The organism is Roseovarius halophilus (ex Wu et al. 2025), assembly GCF_047086965.1.
Window position 1 is genome coordinate 1 of sequence record NZ_JBKOTX010000125.1, and the last position, 17740, is coordinate 17740.

Genomic DNA, 17740 nt, shown 5'->3' on the forward strand with positions numbered 1-17740 from the left:
GCCAAGGCGCCGTTCGAGCTTGTCAACACGCTACTGCGCAAGAAGGAAGTGCAGCAGGTCATCGACACGGTCTACCGTTACTGTGGCCAGAAGGAGAGCCCCGACGTGCAGCGTGCCGTCCCGCAGGCCCACGCACCGCTCGCGCCAGCCCGCGCCGTCACGCTGCAGCTGTCGCACCGGCAGGGCGTCGAAGAATTCGTTGGCCAGCAGGTAAAGCGGCGTTTCTGGCAGGTCGGCGGCGGTGTCATGAAACGTGATCGCATGACCGGCCAGCGTGGTGCGCTGCGCGTCGCGCATGGCCGGAGACGTCTCGACAAGGTGCAGGGTGAGCGCCTTGTGAAAGCCCGGCACGGCCCGCGTCGCGCGCAGCACGTCGGCCATCAGCGTGCCGCGGCCGGGCCCGGCCTCGGCCAGCATGACGGGCGCGGGCGCGCCCTGATCCAGCCATGCCTGCGCAAGGCTCAGGCCCAGAAGCTCCCCGAACATCTGGCTGATTTCGGGGGCGGTGATGAAATCGCCCGACGCGCCCAGCGGGTCGCGCGTGGCGTAATAGCCGTGCTCGGGATGCATCAGGCACAACGCCATGTATTCGTCGAGGGCCATGGGGCCATCGGCGCGGATATGCGCCGCGATGAGGTCGAAAAGCGCGCTCATGCCGTGCCGCGCCGCGACCAGAGGATGAAACCCAGCCCGATCGCGACCATCGGCAGCGACAGCAGCTGGCCCATCGTCACGCCGGCCGCGCCCAGCTGCACCACGTGACCCAGCGGGTTGTCGGGGGTGATGAACTGTGGATCCGCCTGCCGCGCGAACTCGACAAGGAAGCGCGCGATCCCGTAGCCTGCAAAGAACACCCCGGTGAGCCGCCCCGGCCGCTTCAGCGCGCCGCGCCGCCATGCCATCCACAACAGGACGGCGCCCAGCAGCAGCCCTTCGAGCGCCGCCTCGTAAAGCTGCGAGGGGTGGCGTGCGCAGGCCCCCGCCACGCCCGGGCAATCCTGCGCCATCGCGCCGGGGAAGATGACGCCCCACGGCAGGTCCGTCGGCCGGCCCCAGAGCTCGGCATTGATGAAATTGGCGATGCGCCCCAGCATCAAGCCCGCCGGCGTGGCCATGCACAGCACGTCGGCAAGCGACAGCCACCGGATCCGCCGTCGCCACGCGTAGCCGAGACAGGCCGCGACGACGCCCAGAAGCCCGCCATGGAAAGACATGCCGCCCTGCCAGATCAGCAGGATCTCGCCCGGGTTCTGGATGTAATAGGCGGGCTGGTAGAACAGCACGAAGCCCAGCCTGCCGCCAAGGACCACCCCCACGATCACCCATGTCAGCAGGTCCTCCACCTGGTCGGGCGTCATTGGCGCTTGGTCGCCGGGCCAAAGGGCGGGGCGGCGCACGGCCGCCACCACCAGCCGCCAGCCGATCACGATGCCCGCGATATAGGCCAGCGCGTACCAGCGCAGGGCGAATTCCATGCCGAAGAGCGAGATCGAGAATATCTCGGGCGAAATGTCGGGGAAGGGAATGCTGGCCTGCATGTGCGTCTGTGTGCCTCTCGTCCGGCGCGGACGTCAACCTTGCCGCGCGTGCCCATCAAGGCCATATAGGACGCAATTGCAATGGCGGAGAAACATCATGCAGAGCCGCAACAAGGTGCTGGACGACATATCGCAGCTCATGACGAACGCGATGGGCGTGGCGCAGGGCGCGCGCGAGGAAGCCGAGACAGCGATGAAATCCATGCTCGACCGCTGGCTGGCCGAACGCGATTTCGTCACGCGCGAGGAATTCGACGCGGTCAGGGCGATGGCGCAGAAGGCCCGCGAGGAAAACGAGGCGCTGAGGGCGCGGATCGAGGCGCTGGAGGACGCGGCCGACTGAGCCGCCGGCCGGCCCGGGCGGATCAGTGCAGGGTGAGCAGCGACAGCGCGCCTACCGCCACGAGGCTGAGCGCCCAGACCAGATCGAGATTGAACCAGCTTTTCGACAGGAACCTGAGCCCGAGCCAGCGGTACACGCCCACCGCAATCATGCCGCCCGACACTGTCATGGCCATCGTGTGGGCCACTGCCACGGCCATGGCGATACCCGAACTGCCCGACATCAGTTGGCCGGCGGCGGCATGGCCGGTATCGGTATCCAGCGTCGCGCAGATGCCAAGGTAGATCGGCACCAGCATCAGCCCCGCGCCGTGCGCCGTGGCCGCGAGGAAGGACCACAGCGTCAGCCGCCCCGGCGGCACGCGGGCCAGGAACCGCGGATGCCGCCGGTTGACCAGCAGGTAAAGGCCCAGCCCGATCACCAGCACTGCCGCGCCGACGCGTATCTCGGATTGCCAGGTCGCCAGCGCCGACAGCGCCGAGAACGGGAACAGCACGGCCGACATCGCCAGCAGGTGCCCCGCCGCCAGCGCCAGCAACGCCTTGACCAGCGCGCCGGCGCCGCGTTCCATCAGCGCGGCGGAAACCGCCAGCGGCCAGCCCATGCCCGGATTGACCCCGTGATATATCCCCGAGGCGACGACGGCCCACCACAGGGCCGCCGCCGTTGTCGCGTCGGTCACCGCGTCAGACGGACGGGTAGCAGAAACTGTCGGTCGAGCAGTCGCCGCCCTCCAGCCTGATCTGGTGCGCGCGGTAGCCTTCGGGGAAGTCGATCCAGAAATCGGGATCGAGCGTCAGGCCCCCGTCGGCCCCCACGTCGGCCTTGACCATGGCCGCGCCCCGTTCGCCAGGATAGAACTGGTCATCCCACGTGGAATAAAGCGAGTTCGTCCAGTAGACGCGCTTGCCGTCGCGGCTGATCTCGACCATCTGCGGGCCATAGCCGAACGGCTGGCCGTTGGGGTGCTTGGTGTGCTTGACGATCCCGCCCAGTTCCACCTTGCCGACCTGTCTCGGCGCCATCGGGTCGGACACGTCGAATTGCAGCATCTCGCCCGTGCCCCAGCACGCGACGTACAGGAACCGGTCATCGAGACTGAGGTCGATATCCGTCACCAGTGGCGGCACGGCCTCGAACCCTTTCAGCAGTTCCGGCAGGTCGTCGGCCGCGGCGGGTTGGGGCGGGATCGTCGCCGTCTTTTCCGCCGCGAAGCTGCCGTCCTCCTTGCGCCACCATGTCCAGATCGAGCCTTCGAGGTTGGTGGTGTCCACGACAACCCCGCAGAAGCCGTATTCCTTGGCCGGGTCGTGCGCGGGCCGGATTTCCAGCGCCATCTGGTGATTTTCGCCGAGGTCGATCGTCTGGATGTTCTTGCGCGCGCGCAGGTCCCAGAAATGGATGCTGTGGCCGTACTTGTTGCCCAGCAGGTCCTCGGGGACGACGCCGTTCTCGTATTGCGGGGGCAGGCCCCATTCGGAACTGACCATGTAGTTGCGCGGCAGGTTCCACCAGAAATCGTACTGCTTGTCCTGGACGCCGCGGTCCATCTCGTACCGGCCGAGGATCTCGAAGGTTTCGCAATCCATGATGAAGATGCCCGGCGGCCCGTCGGTGCCATCCGCGCCGCCCCCGCCCAGCGTGGACACGTAAATGCCTTCGGGGCCGCAATGGATCGTGTGCGGACGCGAATAGCCGGTCTTGGCGAAAACCTCCTCGGGCTCGATGATCTTGTGGATCTTCGCTTTCCGCGGCTCCTTGACGTCGACAACGTAGATCCGGCTCGAGCGTATGCCGGGGATGATCAGGTAGCGGCGCTCCAGAAAGGCGTGTCCGGTCAGGGGCGACAGCGACGAGGAGCAGGCATTCCAGCCGAAGTGATGGAATTCGTCGCCCTTGTGGGGCATGTAGAGCGCATGCACGATCTGCCCGCAGGTGGCCGACGCGGGGTCCACGTCGATGACGGCCAGCCCGTCGGGCTGCGTGCCGTCCGGGCTGAGCATCAGGGTGAATGCGTGTTTTTCCGGCGGCGCCTCCATGGCCAGCTTGGGAGATGCGTGGAACGTGGGATCTGGTCTGAGGTTCATGGCGTCGTCCTCCCTGAATGAACCGGCCATGTTGCTGTAATGTGGGTGTGGCGTTGGTTGCCATCGTTCGGCCGGACAGGCCCGAGCGTGCCACGAATCGGGGAGCCTGTCATGATGTTTCCGGTCGCTTCGTTCGCGATCGGGCGGGTGCAGCCGGAAACTTTCCTCGTGATTGCGGTCGAGTGGCCGAAACGGGGGCGGATCGCTGTCAAATGGCGGAAAGTTATTCCGCGGTGCTGTGCCCGGCAGGCGCCCGTTTCCGGATTTGACATATTGATGAAAGTTTGCGGCCATCCACAAGTTATTGAGGATATCCCCAACAATTAGCTTTACAGGCTCGGGGAAACCGGCCACCATATTTTGTATGGAGGCGTGGGTTGGTCCCAGCCTCTAGAGCAGGCACCTAGCGCTTGGGGCGCTGTCACGCCCGGGCGCTACAGAGAAACGAGGTGGCGCCATGGCACTGTCCGAGCAGTTCTTGCAGGAAGACCTTCACCCGATAGACATCGTGGAATATCTGGCGGAGCATCACGACTGGGAATTCGACCGCATCGCGGATGACCAGATCGCCATGGCCGTCGAGGGCCAGTGGCGCACCTATTCCGTCACGCTTGCATGGTCGGGCCACGACGAAACGCTGCGCATGGTGTGCACTTTCGAGATGGAGCCGCCCGAGGAAAGGCTGCCCGAGCTCTACGAGACGCTCAACGAGGTCAATGACCAGTGCTGGGCGGGCGCCTTCACCTACTGGGACGCGCAGAAGCTGATGGTGTACCGCTACGGGCTGGTCATGGCCGGCACGCCGGCGGTCAGCCCGGATCAGGTGAACACCCTGATCACCACGGCCGTGACCAGCGCCGAACGCTTCTACCCGGCCTTCCAGCTTGTCGTCTGGGGCGGCCAGCGGCCCCGGGAAGCCCTGCAGGTGGCCATCGCCGAGGCGTATGGCCGCGCCTGAGGCGCGTGCCTCAGCGATAGGTGCGCCGCGACATGGGTGTCGTCTCGATCCGTTCCAGAAGGAGGTCGAGAAACGATTGCTCGGCACGGTTCAGGATGGCCTTGGGGTTCCAGACCACATGCACGTCGATCGGTGGCGTTTCGTCGTAGGGCGGCAACTGCCACATCAGCCCGTCGCGCACATCCCGTTGGGCCACGTGCAGCGGCAGCGGGCCCACGCCGATGCCGGCGATGATCATGCGGCGTACCTCTTCGAGATGGCTTGAGGTGCCGATGATCTGGTCGCCGAGTTCCGCCTGCGCGCGCATCAGTGTCACGGGCTTGAGCGCGTCCTGCAGGCGGTCGGTTTCGAAGCTCACCGCCGAGTGCCCCGAAAGATCGGCCAGCGCAAGGTTCTCGCGTCCGAACAGCGGATGCGGCGGCCCGCAGAACAGGCCGAAGAATTCCCGGTAGAGGCGGCGGTATTCCAGATTGGGGTTGCGCTTGTGGACAAGGCAGATCGCCAAAGAGGCCGCGCGCGCCGTCACGGACTGGATCGCGTCGGCCGATGACAGAACCTCGATCGACAGAGTGGCGCGGGGGTTCCCGGCATGGAATTCCGCCATTACCTGATCGAAAAGCGGGCAGATCACGTGGCTGGCCAGCGCGATTCGCACATGGCCTGTCACCTCGTCCGTCATGTCGCGCATGATCGTGGACAGCCGCAGGATCGAGCCTTGAATGTCCAGCGCCTCGCGATACAGCACCTCGCCGGCATCTGTCAGGTTGAACCGGCCCGGCGACCGGTCGATCAGCTTCTTGCCGACGCGATCCTCCAGCCGCCTGAGCGCGGTGGAGACCGACGGCTGCGTCAGGCGCAGCCTGTTGGCCGCATCGGTGATCGAGCGTGACTGCGCCAGCACGACGAAGCTGCGCAGCAGGTTCCAGTCAAGCTCACGCATGAGGCGGGTCGGTGTGTCGCGGCCATGCATAGTTTCAACCTATATCGGGAATTCTGATTATCTATTTGATTAATGGGTGCCCGCTTTGCATCGTGAAGGCAAGCCCTTCGGCAAAAGGGGCGCTGAACCAAGGGGAGACGCATGTCGGTCGAAGCCCGCGAGGCGCGGCAACCGTGGATCTTGTTGTCGCCGGCGCTCACGGCGATCACGCTTCTGCTGTTCGTGCCGTTGATATTCATCGTCGTCTACTCGTTCTGGCTGCGCACCGCGACGGGGGCGGATCAGGTCGGGTTCTACCTCGACAACTGGCGCGAGGCGCTGACCGACGCGTTTTATCGCGACATCCTGCTCAACACGCTCAAGATCGCCGCGGTAACCACGCTTGTCTGCGGGCTGATGGGATACCCCGCTGCCTATTTCATCGCCCGGGCCAAGGGGAACAAGGCGATTCTCCTGCTGTTGCTGATGCTGCCGTTCTGGATCAGCTACATCATCCGCACGATGAGCTGGATCAACATCCTCGGCGTGTCGGGGGCGTTCAACACCTTCCTGATGTGGACGGGTATCATCAGTGAACCCATCCAGATGCTGTACAACGAAACGACGGTGATCCTCGGGCTGGTCCATTTCCTGCTGCCCTTCATGGTGCTCAACGTATTCGTGAGCCTCGACGGGATCGACACGAATCTCGAGGATGCGGCGAATTCGCTGGGCGCGACGCGATGGCAGGCCTTCCGGCAGGTGACGCTGCCCTTGTCCCTGCCGGGTCTGGCGGCGGGCGGGCTGCTGTGCTTCGTGCTGGGGGCGGGGACGTACATCACGCCGCTGGTTCTGGGCGGGCCCACCGACGCGATGTTTGCCAACCTCGTGTTCGAGGCCATCATCACCCAGCTCAACTGGCCGCTCGGTTCGGCGCTGAGCCTGATGCTGCTGGCGGTACTGGGCGTGCTGGTGATGATCTACAACCGGTACCTCGGCATGGCGCAACTGATGAAGGGGCTGGGCTGATGAACTGGACTTTCGTGCGCCTCTGGACCATCGCCGTCTACATCTTCATGTTCCTGCCCGTCGCCGTCGTCGTCCTGCTCAGCTTCAACGCTTCGCAGTTCGGCAGCTTCCCGATGACCGGGTTTTCCTTCCGCTGGTTCGTGGAACTGGCGCAGAACGACGCGATCCTGCGGGCCTTCCGCACCTCCATCGTGCTGGGGCTGCTGACGGCGGCGATTTCCACCACCCTCGGCGTGCTGGCCAGCCTCGCGCTGGTACGCTACCGGGTGCCCGGGACGAACGCGATCTCGACCCTGCTGATCGCGCCGATCCTCGTGCCCGAGGTCGTGCTGGCCGTGGCGCTTCTGCTTTTTCTCAACTTCCTCGGCGTCAACAAGAGCTTCACGCTTTTGCTGTTCGGGCATGTGATCTTCACGCTGCCGTTTGTCATCCTCGTGGTGCAGGCGCGGCTGGTGGCGATCAAGCGCGACGTCGAGGAGGCGGCGATGAGCCTTGGCGCGAGCCCGGTGCAGACGTTTTTCCAGGTCACGCTGCCGCTGATGCTGCCGGCCGTTCTGGCCGGGGCGCTTTTCGCCTTCACGATCAGCTTCGACGACATCACCGGCACGCTTTTCTGGAAGCCGGGCGGGGTCGAGACCGTGCCGACCCAGATTTTCGCCATGCTGCGGAACTCGATCAGCCCCGAGATCAATGCGCTGGGCACGGTGATGATCATAATGACGGTCGGGCTGCCCCTTCTGGGGCTCGCGATCGCCCGGCAGATAGCCAAGAAGAGCGGCGGCTAGAACCGCTCCCCAACCTTCCATCAACAAGGAGTGAAACATGACAAGGAAAATGGACAACACGACCCGCTACGAGCGCCTGCGCGAGCGGTACATGAACGGCGATCTGGACCGCCGCAGCTTCCTCGGCCTGATCGGTGCCGCGGGCGCGGCCTATGGCCTCGTGACGCCGTACCGGGCGCTGGCCCAGGACGTCAGCCAGGTGCGGTTCGACGGCTGGGGCGGCGTCGTGAGCGAAGCCCTGCGCGAAAATGCCTTTGACCCTTTCACCACCGAAACCGGGATCGATGTCGTGGACGGGACCTTCGGCGGCGGCGACGAGTACCTGTCGCGCGTGAAGGCCAGCCAGACGGGTGAGTACAACATCGCGCACCTGTCGGGCGTGTTCGACTACGCAAGGTATCACAACCTCGGGCTCAGCACCGTCCTGAACGAGGACAACATCCCGAACCTGGAATACGTCATTCCCAAGCTGGTGGACGTTTTCCGCAACGTGACCGACGGCAAGCTGAGCTGCGTGCCCTACGATTACGGCACGACCGGGCTGGCCTATAACCGCAAGTACATCTCGGACGAGGAGATGCAGGAGAAGGGCGCCAAGATCCTCATCGACGAGGCGCACAAGGGCAAGATCGCCGGCTGGGGCGACTGGCGCACGCGCATGTGGTACGCCGCGCTGCAGACCGGCCAGGATCCCAACGGCGTGACCGACGAGGACGCCTGCTGGGATGCCGTGCGCACCCATCGTGACCTGTCGCTGAAGTACTGGGGGTCGGGCGCCGAGTTGATGAGCCTGCTGGCGGAGGAGGAAATCCACGTCACCGAGGGCTGGTCGGGCCGGATCTACGCGCTGCAGGAGCAGGGCCACGATATCGGCTACATGGATCCGCCCAACGGCTTCGGCTGGCAGGAATGCATGTTCGTTATCAAGGGCAGCCCGATGGAAGCCTGCGAGGAACTGCTGAACTTCATGCTCGCCCCCGAAACCGCGATCGCCGTGGCCGAGGGGCAGAACTATCCGCCCGCGCTGGACCCGCAGAAGGTGGATCTGGGCGACAAGATCCCGACGCTGCCGGCCTTCGACCCGTCGGGCAAGCTGGACGGTCTGACCTTTGCCGATCCCGCCTACTGGAACGGGCACGAGCAGGAATGGTCCAAGACCTTCGGCCGCGTCCAGAAGGGCTATTGACGCCGGTCCATGAAGGGGCGGCCCCGGCGCTTTTGCCGGGGCTGCCCGCCCCTGATCCTTCCGCCGCAGGAGACCCCGCATGAGTGCCGTCACCCTGAACAACATCGTCAAGCGGTTCGGCGATTTCACCGCTGTCCACCGGAGTTCGCTGGAAATCGAGGAAGGCGCTTTCGTGACGCTGCTGGGGCCGTCTGGATGCGGCAAGACGACGAACCTGCGCATGATCGCGGGTCTGCTGGACCCCACCGAGGGTGAGATCCTGATCGGCGGGCGGCGTGTCAACGACGTGCCGATCCACAAGCGCAACCTCGGGCTGGTGTTCCAGAACTACGCGCTTTTCCCGCACAAGACCGTGGCCGAGAACGTCGCGTTCGGGTTGAAATACCGCGACATCCCGGCCAGCGAGATTCCGGGCCGCGTCCGCGACGCGCTGGAGCTGGTGCAGTTGCCGCATGTCGGGGACCGGTATCCCAAGGAACTGTCGGGCGGCCAGCAGCAGCGCATCGCGCTGGCCCGCGCCATCGTGATCGAGCCCGACGTGCTGTTGCTGGACGAGCCGCTGTCGGCGCTCGATGCCAACCTGCGCGAGGACATGCGCGTGGAACTCAAGCGCATCCAGGACCAGATCGGCGTCACCACCGTTTTCGTCACCCATGACCAGTCCGAGGCGCTGGCGATGTCCGACCAGATCGTGGTCATGTCGAACGGCCGGGTCGAGCAGGTCGGCGCCCCCGAAGAGGTCTACAACACCCCCGCGTCGGAATTCGTGGCGAATTTCCTCGGGGCGTCGAACATCCTCGAGGCGCGCTGCACCGATCGCGGCGACGCCGCGATGCTGGAGCAGGCCACCTTCGGCAGGATCGCCGTGCCGTCCGCCAAGGCGCCCAACCTTGCCGGGACGGGCGCCGCCAAGCTGGTCGTGCGCGCCGAGAAACTGCTGCTGTCGGCCGATCCCGCGCCCGACGGTGTCGTGTCGGTACCGGCGAAGGTCGAGACGGTGGATTACCAGGGACAGGCGGTGCGCTATTTCGTGCGCGCCGGTGACACGCAATTACAGGCCATCAACATGATCGACGAGCACCCGTTTCCCGTGGGCGCCGACGTGCATCTGCACCTGCGCCCGCAGGACTGCGCGGCGTTGCCGGGGTAAGGCGAAATGACCGAAAGACCGAGCCATCTGTTCTATCAGGGCCGCCAGCGCCGCCCGGTGCTGGATCAGGCCAAGGGCGTCTACATGTGGGATGTGGACGGCAAGCGCTATCTCGACGGGTCGTCCGGCGCGATGGTGTGCAACATCGGCCATTCCAACGAGAACGTGCTGGAGGCCATGCGCCGGCAGATGGAGAAATCAACCTTCGGCTACAGGCTGCATTTCGAAACCGAGGCATCCGAGAATCTGGCCGCCAAGACGGCGGGGCTCTGCCCCGAGGGGCTGAACAGGGTCTTTTTCGTCTCGGGCGGGTCCGAGGCGGTGGAATCGGCGATGAAGCTCGCGCGGCAATACGCGCTGGCGGTCGGGCAGGGCGACCGGTGGAAGATCATCAGCCGCGCCCCCAGCTACCACGGCTGCACGCTGGGGGCGTTGGCCATCACCTCCTACGATCCGCTGACCCGGCCTTTCGACCCGATGATGCAGGCCATGCCGAAGATCCCGGCGCCGCGCGCCTATCTTGACGGGCTCGATCCCGCGGACGCGGCGACAGGCCATCATTATGCCGACATGCTGGAGGCCAAGATCCTTGAAGAAGGGCCCGAAAGCGTTCTGGCCTTCATCGTCGAACCCGTTGGCGGGGCCTCGACCGGGGCCTTGCCGCCGCCCGAGGGATACATGGAGCGCGTGCAGGAGATATGCCGGCGCCACGGCGTGCTGCTCATCCTCGACGAGGTGATGACGGGCGCGGGCCGCACCGGCGCGTTCCTCGCCGCCGAGCACTGGAACCTCGCGCCGGATATCGTGGTGATGTCCAAGGGATTCGCGGCCGGCTACGTTCCGCTGGGGGCGATGGCCGCGCATGAACGGCTGGTCGAGGCGGTGCTGGATGCGGGCGGTTTCCTGCATGGCTATACCTATGCCGGCAACCCGCTGGCCTGTGCCGCCGGCGCGGCCGTCATCGACGAGATCGAGCGCTTGGACCTCACGCGGAACGCGGCGGTGATGGGTGAAAAACTGCAGGAACGGCTGCGTGGGCTCATGGGGCGGTATCCGATCATCGGCGACGTGCGCGGCATGGGGCTGCTGACGGCGTTCGAGTTCATGGCCGACCGCGACGGCAAGGCGCCGCTGCCCGCGCATCTCAAGGCCTTCGACCGTTTCGTCAACATCGCCTACGAAAACGGGCTCATCGTCTATTCGCGGCGCACCCGGAACGGGGTGGAGGGTGATCACATCATCGTCGCGCCGCCGATGATCGCGACCGAGAGGCATCTCGACGAGATCACCGGGATGCTGGACCTGTCGCTGGCGCAATTCACCGAAGAGGTCCGGCCCGTGCTGGACCTGGCCGTGTGACGGGGGCCGGATGCGCGATATCATCATCACCTGTGCCGTCACCGGCTCGATTCACACGCCGTCGATGTCGCCGCACCTGCCGGTGACGGCGGACGAGATCACCGAACAGTCGGTCGCCGCGGCCGAGGCCGGCGCCTCGATCCTGCACATGCATGCGCGTGACCCGCGAACGGGCCGGCCCTCGGCGGACCCGAAGCATTTCATGGCCTTCCTGCCGCGCGTCAAGCAGGCCAGTGACGCGGTGCTGAACCTGTCGACGGGCGGTAGCGCGGTAATGACGCTGGATGACCGGCTGGCCGCGCCCCGGCAGGCCGCGCCCGAGATGGCCTCGCTCAACATGGGGACGATGAACTTCGCCCTCTACCCGGCCGCCGAGCGGATCGAGACGTGGCAGCACGATTGGGAAAAGCCGTTCCTCGAAGGATCGGACGATCTGGTGTTCAAGAACACGCCGCGCGACATTGCCCGCATCCTAACCGAGCTCGGCACCGAGCGCGGCGCGCGGTTCGAATTCGAATGCTACGATCTGGGCCATCTCTACATGCTGCGCCATTTCGCGGATCGCGGGCTGGTCGAACCGCCGTATTTCATCCAGTTCGTGTTCGGCGTGCTGGGCGGCATGGGGCCCGACCCCGAGAACCTGACGCACATGGTGCGCATCGCAGACAAGCTGTTTGGCGATGATTACATGTTCTCGGTGCTGGCGGCCGGACGCCACCAGATACCGCTGATCACCATGGCCGCGGCCATGGGCGGGCATGTGCGTGTCGGGCTGGAGGACAGCCTGACAATCGCGCGTGGCCAGCTTGCCGAGAACAACGCCCAGCAGGTGGCCAAGGCGCGCCGGATCGTCGAGGAACTGGGCCGCGGCGTGGCCACGCCCGATACCGCGCGCCGGTTGCTGGGGCTCAAGGGTGCGGACAGGACCGCGATCTGACCCATGTCGGTGCTTGATTTCAGGAACGTGCAAAGCGATGCGGACCTCGAAATGCTGGATCACGCGCTGCGGCGGCTGTCCGTCGATCTGGGCGATGGCCATGCGGCAGACCGCGCCGTGCTGCGGCGGGCCGTTCTGGACGCGCGTCCGGCCGCGCACGGGCTCCTTGCCGTCGCGGCGGGCACCTTGGCCGGGGCGGCGCTGTTCTCGCCCGTGTTTTCCACGGTCCGGGGCGCCGCGGGCGCCTATGTCACCGATCTCTGGACGGCCGCGGACTGGCGCGGGCAGGGTGTCGGCCGCGGCCTGGTCGAGCGGGCCGGCCACCGGGCCGACCGGCTCTGGGGCGCGACGTGGCTGAAACTCGATGTCTATGCGCGCAGCGCGGCGGCACGGCGTTTCTATGAAAAACTGGGTTTCGTCGCGCAGACGGACATGACGTCGATGCGGATCGACCTTGCCACGTTGCGCGCAAGCGGGAAGGACAGGACATGAAGGCCATATTCGACGACAGGCAATGGCGCCACGACCCCAAGCATTTCATGGCCAATGGCAGGGTTCTGCCAAGCCCCGAGCAGCCCGCGCGCATCGAGAAGCTGCAATCGGGCGCCCGCGCCGCCGGCTGCGAGGTGATCGCGCCGCGCGATGCCGGGCTCGGCCCCGTCGCCGCGCTGCACAGCCCGGAATACATCACCTTCCTGCAGAACATATATACCCGCTGGCAGCGTATCCCCGACGCCGGCGACGAGGTGATCCCCAACATTCACCCCGCCACCCGCGGCGACGGTTACCCGAAATCCGCCGTCGGACAGGCGGGATACCATCAGGCGGACACGGCCTGCCCTATCGCGTCGGGCACGTGGGAGGCCGCCTACTGGTCGGCGCAGGCGGCCGTCACCGGGGCGGACCTGCTGACCGAGGGCGCGCGCGCGGCCTATGCGCTGTCGCGTCCGCCGGGGCATCATGCCTTCGGCGATCTGGCAGGCGGCTTCTGTTTCCTGAACAATGCCGCCATCGCGGCGGAACAGCTGCGGACATGGGGGATGCGGCCCGCGATCCTTGACGTGGACGTGCATCACGGCAACGGCACGCAGGGCATCTTCTATGACCGGGACGACGTACTGACCGTGTCGCTGCACGCCGACCCCGAGCGGTTCTACCCCTTCTTCTGGGGCCACGCGCAGGAGCGCGGTACCGGGCGCGGCACCGGCGTCAACCTGAACCTGCCGCTGCCGCGCGGCACGGGCGACGACGCTTATCTGGAAACGCTCGACCGCGCGCTTTCCCGCATCGTGGCCTTCGGCGCGGATGCGGTCGTGGTGGCACTGGGCCTTGACACCTTCGAGGGCGATCCGTTCAAGGGCTTCGCCATCACCATGCCGGGCTTCGGCCGGATCGGCGCGGCCATCGCCGGGCTGAACCTGCCCACGTTGTTCGTGCAGGAGGGGGGCTATCTGTGCGATGAGCTGGGCGAGAACCTGACAAGCGTGCTGAACGGTTTCGAGGGCGCATGACGACGACAACGGATATCATCGTGATCGGGGGCGGCATCGCCGGGGTGTCGGCGGCCGCCGAGCTGGCGGCCGGGGCCCGCGTGACCGTGCTGGAGGGCGAGGCGCAGCTTGGCTACCATGCCACGGGGCGGTCGGCGGCGATCTTCATCCGCAATTACGGCAACGCCACGCTGCGCGCGCTCAATGCCGCGGCCGAACCCTTTTTCCTTGAACCGGAGGGTGTCAGCGACGCGTCGCTGCTCAGCCCGCGGGGCGAAATGCTGCTGGCGGCCGAGGACGAGCTGGACACCTTGGCGGAGTACTGCGCCGGGGGCAGCGGGCTGGACCGGCTCATGCCCGCGGAGGCCGTCGCGCTTGTCCCCATCCTGCGGCAGGACGCCATCGCGGCTGCCGTGATCGAGCGGGCCGCCCGCGATATCGACGTCGACCGGATGCTGCAGGGGTACGCGCGGTTGCTGAAATCGCGCGGCGGCCGGGTGATCACAGGCGCGCAGGTCGAGGCCATTTCCCGGCAGGGGGATGACTGGCAGGTCGTGGCGGGGGGCGAGGCCCTCACCGCCGGGATCGTGGTGAACGCCGCAGGCGCCTGGGCCGACGCGGTGGCTCGGCTGGCCGGGGCGGTGCCGGTGGGCGTGCAGCCCATGCGCCGTTCGGCCGCGCTGTTGCCCGCGCCGGCGGGGCACGACATGTCGGGCTGGCCGCTTTTCGGCGCGGTGTCCGAGACATGGTATGCCAAGCCCGACGCCGGCCGCCTGATGGTGTCCCCTGCCGACGAGGAGCCGGTCGAGGCCCATGACGCGTGGGCCGACGACATGGTGCTGGCCGAAGGGCTCTACCGCTACGAGCAGGCGGTCACCGAGCCGGTGACGCGGGTCGAGGCCAACTGGGCCGGGCTGCGCAGCTTTGCGCCCGACCGCACGCCGGTGGCCGGGTTCGATCCGCAGCAGCCCGGTTTCTTCTGGCTGGCCGGGCAGGGCGGTTACGGGGTGCAGACCGCCCCGGCGCTGGCCCGGCTCACGGCGGCGCTGATCACGGGGGCCACCCCCGACCTGCCGGCGGCGACGGTCACCGCGCTGTCGCCGCGACGATTCACATGACCAGACCGAGGAAGGACGCGCCAATGTCGGACATAACCCGCCTGCACGTGGGCGACAGGATGAGCCAGACGGTCATCCACAACGCAACGATCTATCTGGCCGGGCAGGTCGGCACGCCGGGCGACAGCGTGGCCGACCAGACCCGCAGCTGCCTGCAGAAGATCGAGGCGTTGCTGGCCGAGGCGGGGTCGGACAAGACGCGCATCCTGCAAACGACGATCTGGCTGGCCGACATGGCCGACTTTGCCGAGATGAACGCCGTTTGGGATGGCTGGGTCGCCCCCGGGCATGCCCCCGCCCGCGCCTGCGGCGAGGCGAAGCTGGCCAGCCCCGAGCTGCTGGTGGAATTCATGGTCGTGGCCGCGGCGCCGGAAGACGGCGCGGGAAGGTGAGGCCGCGGCGCGGGGCTCAGCGCCCGTCATAGCCCTTTTTCTGTGCCCGGTAGAGCTGGGCATAGAGCCCGCCTTCCTCCAGCAGGTCCTCGTGGCGGCCCTGTTCGACCAGTTGCCCGGCTTCCAGCACGAAGATCCGGTCGGCATCGGAAATCGAACTCAGCCGGTGGGCCACGACGATCGTTGTCTTGCCGGCCGTCAGCCGGTCGAGTGCCGACTTGATCCGCGCCTCGGTCGCCTGGTCCAGCGCGCTTGTCGCCTCGTCCAGCAGCAGGATCGGCGCATCCCTCAGGAAGGCCCGGGCGATCGCGATGCGCTGTTTCTGACCGCCGGACAGCTGCGCGCCCTTGGGGCCGACGGGCGTGTCGCCGCGGGCGCGGATCAGGTCGGCGATCTCGGCGTTCCGGGCGGCCTGCCATATCTCGGCCTCGCCGGCGTCGGGGTTGACGTAGCGGATGTTGTCCCAGATCGAGGCGTTGAAGATCACGATGTCCTGCGCCACGACCGAGAAGGCGCCGCGCAGCGCGGCCACCCGAAGCTCGTCGATGGGCCGGCCGCCGATGGTGATGCGCCCGCCCGTCACGTCGTAAAGCCGTGACAGCAGCGACAGGACCGTCGTCTTGCCCGACCCCGTCGCCCCCACGATGGCCGAGACCTGCCCGCCCTCGAAGGTCATCGAAAGCCCGTCGAAAAGTGGCTGGTCGCCGGAATAGGAAAAGGTGACATCCTCCAGCCGGATGTCGCCGCCGGTGTCGAAATCCGTCCCGGCGCCGGGCGCGTCGGTGATCGTGGGTCTCTGGGCATAGAGGCCGCGTATGCGGTCCAGCAGCACGAGGTTGGCCTGCAACGTGCCGAAATACTGTGCCAGCAGGCGCGCCGGGTCGAAGACCATGACCATGCCCAGCAGGAAGGTGATGATGCCTGCCCCGTCCATGTCGAAGGCGGGGCTGAGCACCATGTAGCCGCCGCCGCCGATCACCAGAACGTAGACGAAGGCCGAGCTGAGGTCGATCGAGGGCATGACGAGCGCCTGCGTGATCTGGACCCGGTTCATCAGGTCACGGATCGCGCCCGTGCCCTTCATCAGGCGGGATGTCTCCATCCCCTCCTGGCTGGAGATCTTGACGGTGCGCATGCCGTTCACGGTTTCCTCGATCCCGTTCATGTAATCGGCCAGCGCCTGTTCGGCCTCGCCCTGCGCCTGTTTCACCCGGTCCGAGACGTGGTTCATGATCCAGATGATGAAGGGCAGGACGACCACGGCCGTGGTAAACAGGATCGGGTTCTTCCAGATCAGGTAGCCCGAGACGATGACGACCGTCACCGCGTCACGCACCGCGTTCGCCGTGGCAAGGCCCACGAAGACGCCGAGCTGCTGGGTCTGGGTGACCAGCCGCTGGATGATCTCGCCCGAGCGGGTCCGCTCGAAATAGGCGAGGTCGAGGGTCATCAGGTGGCCGATCAGGTCGCGCCGCATCTCGTAGATGGCCTGGTTGGACAGGCGCACCGTCACCAGCGGCACGAGATAGGACATCAGCCCGCGCACCGCGAAGAGCAGGAACACGAAACCGCAGACCATCACCAGTTCGCGCAGCTTGCCGCTTTCGAAGATCACCCGCAGGCCGCTTTCGGTCATCGACAGGAACTGCTGGTAGACGAGCCCCTGCACGAGGATCATCCCCAGCACCACCAGAAGCCACGGCGCGCGCTGGCGCATGTAGCGCGCCCAGAACCAGCGCACGTTGGCGCGGTCGGCCTCGGAATAGAGCGGCTGGCGTTCCTTCTTCGTCCTGGTCTCGGTCATGCTTGGCCCGGCCCTTCGGTTGCTTCCCCCGCCTATAGAGGGTTCACGCCCGGAGGTCAGCCCATGACATGCACGAAGCCCGCGACAAAGCGGTGCGCGCTGCGCGCGCGCCGGATCCCTCGGCGTCGGCCTGCGGCCTCCGCCGCGCCTCCGGCGGGGGTATTTTGCCGAGAAGAAGACCCCGCCCGGGGGCGGATGGCCGTCAGACGCCCACGTAGCGTTCGACGAGGGCATGGTCCGCACGCAGGGTGTCGGCCGGCAGGACCTCGCCGGGCTGCCCGTTCTCGATGAAGGCGACGCGATCGGCCAGCGACAGCACGGCATCGACGCGCTGTTCGATCAGCAGGACCGCGACGTGCCGGTCGCGCATCCGCGCGATGACCTGCCGGATGGTCTCGATCATCGAGGGCTGCAGGCCCTCGGTCGGCTCGTCGAGCAGCAGCACGCGGGGGCGCAGGCAGAGCGCGCGGGCGGTGGCCAGCATCTGCTGCTCGCCGCCCGACAGGGTCCGGGCGGGCTGGTCCAGCCGGTCGCGCAGGCGCGGGAAGAGATCCAGTACCTCCTCGCGCGTTTCGTGGCCCGAGCCGCGCGCGCGCAGCCCGATCCGCAGGTTCTGCGCCACGGTCAGCCCGCCGAAGAGGCGCC

General features: G+C 66.7%; 18 protein-coding genes and 1 pseudogene. 12 read left to right on the forward strand and 7 right to left on the reverse strand.

Annotated elements, in window-relative coordinates:
• Window positions 1-99: 99 nt before the first annotated feature.
• Window positions 100-654: pseudogene (locus tag ACH107_RS21365) on the reverse strand (SAM-dependent methyltransferase); the annotation flags it as partial.
• Window positions 651-1538, reverse strand: coding sequence for a prolipoprotein diacylglyceryl transferase (gene lgt / locus ACH107_RS21370; RefSeq protein ID WP_412507519.1), 888 nt, complete (start codon window positions 1536-1538; stop codon window positions 651-653). The gene lgt and the pseudogene ACH107_RS21365, both read right to left, overlap by 4 nt.
• A gap of 97 nt (window positions 1539-1635) precedes the next feature.
• Between lgt and ACH107_RS21375 the strand changes: the two genes are divergently transcribed.
• Window positions 1636-1881: an accessory factor UbiK family protein gene (locus ACH107_RS21375; RefSeq protein WP_412507520.1), complete on the forward strand. Its 246-nt coding sequence runs from the start codon at window positions 1636-1638 to the stop codon at window positions 1879-1881.
• Window positions 1882-1903: 22 nt separating this feature from the next.
• On the opposite strand, the gene ACH107_RS21380 is transcribed toward ACH107_RS21375, so the two are convergent.
• A complete protein-coding gene (locus tag ACH107_RS21380; RefSeq protein WP_412507521.1) occupies window positions 1904-2563 on the reverse strand; it encodes a hypothetical protein in 660 nt (219 codons plus the stop codon).
• A gap of 4 nt (window positions 2564-2567) precedes the next feature.
• The gene (locus ACH107_RS21385; RefSeq protein ID WP_412507522.1) at window positions 2568-3968 is read right to left on the reverse strand and encodes a selenium-binding protein SBP56-related protein; all 1401 of its coding nucleotides are present in this window, start codon (window positions 3966-3968) and stop codon (window positions 2568-2570) included.
• Between the two features lie 457 nt (window positions 3969-4425).
• On the opposite strand from ACH107_RS21385, the gene ACH107_RS21390 reads away from it, so the two are divergent.
• A complete protein-coding gene (locus ACH107_RS21390; protein ID WP_412507523.1) occupies window positions 4426-4926 on the forward strand; it encodes a YbjN domain-containing protein in 501 nt (166 codons plus the stop codon).
• Window positions 4927-4936: 10 nt separating this feature from the next.
• Here the strand turns inward: ACH107_RS21390 and ACH107_RS21395 are convergent, their stop codons facing one another.
• Window positions 4937-5866 (reverse strand): LysR family transcriptional regulator, encoded by a 930-nt coding sequence (locus ACH107_RS21395; protein WP_412507524.1) that lies wholly within the window; start codon window positions 5864-5866, stop codon window positions 4937-4939.
• 141 nt (window positions 5867-6007) lie between these two features.
• Here ACH107_RS21395 and ACH107_RS21400 point away from each other — a divergent pair, with 141 nt between their 5' ends.
• The 10 genes from ACH107_RS21400 to ACH107_RS21445 all read left to right on the forward strand — a co-directional run bounded on the left by ACH107_RS21400 (window position 6008) and on the right by ACH107_RS21445 (window position 15291).
• Window positions 6008-6874 (forward strand): ABC transporter permease, encoded by an 867-nt coding sequence (locus ACH107_RS21400; protein ID WP_412507525.1) that lies wholly within the window; start codon window positions 6008-6010, stop codon window positions 6872-6874.
• Window positions 6874-7659: an ABC transporter permease gene (locus ACH107_RS21405; RefSeq protein ID WP_412507526.1), complete on the forward strand. Its 786-nt coding sequence runs from the start codon at window positions 6874-6876 to the stop codon at window positions 7657-7659. The genes ACH107_RS21400 and ACH107_RS21405 overlap by 1 nt, the downstream gene beginning before the upstream one ends.
• A gap of 49 nt (window positions 7660-7708) precedes the next feature.
• Window positions 7709-8845: an ABC transporter substrate-binding protein gene (locus ACH107_RS21410; RefSeq protein ID WP_412507536.1), complete on the forward strand. Its 1137-nt coding sequence runs from the start codon at window positions 7709-7711 to the stop codon at window positions 8843-8845.
• A gap of 79 nt (window positions 8846-8924) precedes the next feature.
• Window positions 8925-9995, forward strand: coding sequence for an ABC transporter ATP-binding protein (locus ACH107_RS21415; protein ID WP_412507527.1), 1071 nt, complete (start codon window positions 8925-8927; stop codon window positions 9993-9995).
• 6 nt (window positions 9996-10001) lie between these two features.
• Window positions 10002-11354 (forward strand): aspartate aminotransferase family protein, encoded by a 1353-nt coding sequence (locus ACH107_RS21420; RefSeq protein WP_412507528.1) that lies wholly within the window; start codon window positions 10002-10004, stop codon window positions 11352-11354.
• Window positions 11355-11364: 10 nt separating this feature from the next.
• Window positions 11365-12291 carry a 3-keto-5-aminohexanoate cleavage protein gene (locus ACH107_RS21425; protein WP_412507529.1) on the forward strand — a complete coding sequence of 309 codons (927 nt, stop codon included), beginning with the start codon at window positions 11365-11367 and terminating at the stop codon, window positions 12289-12291.
• 3 nt (window positions 12292-12294) lie between these two features.
• Window positions 12295-12783, forward strand: a complete 489-nt coding sequence (locus ACH107_RS21430; RefSeq protein ID WP_412507530.1) for a GNAT family N-acetyltransferase — start codon at window positions 12295-12297, stop codon at window positions 12781-12783.
• Window positions 12780-13802 (forward strand): histone deacetylase family protein, encoded by a 1023-nt coding sequence (locus ACH107_RS21435; protein WP_412507531.1) that lies wholly within the window; start codon window positions 12780-12782, stop codon window positions 13800-13802. Before ACH107_RS21430 ends, ACH107_RS21435 begins: the two co-directional genes overlap by 4 nt.
• Window positions 13799-14899, forward strand: a complete 1101-nt coding sequence (locus ACH107_RS21440; protein WP_412507532.1) for an NAD(P)/FAD-dependent oxidoreductase — start codon at window positions 13799-13801, stop codon at window positions 14897-14899. Before ACH107_RS21435 ends, ACH107_RS21440 begins: the two co-directional genes overlap by 4 nt.
• Window positions 14900-14922: 23 nt before the next feature.
• Window positions 14923-15291 (forward strand): RidA family protein, encoded by a 369-nt coding sequence (locus tag ACH107_RS21445; protein ID WP_412507533.1) that lies wholly within the window; start codon window positions 14923-14925, stop codon window positions 15289-15291.
• A 16-nt stretch (window positions 15292-15307) separates the two neighbouring features.
• On the opposite strand, the gene ACH107_RS21450 is transcribed toward ACH107_RS21445, so the two are convergent.
• Both ACH107_RS21450 and ACH107_RS21455 read right to left on the reverse strand, forming a co-directional pair.
• Window positions 15308-17095, reverse strand: a complete 1788-nt coding sequence (locus ACH107_RS21450) for an ABC transporter ATP-binding protein (RefSeq protein WP_412507534.1) — start codon at window positions 17093-17095, stop codon at window positions 15308-15310.
• A 202-nt stretch (window positions 17096-17297) separates the two neighbouring features.
• On the reverse strand, window positions 17298-17740 hold a 443-nt coding region (locus ACH107_RS21455), incomplete at its 5' end, for an ATP-binding cassette domain-containing protein (protein ID WP_412507535.1).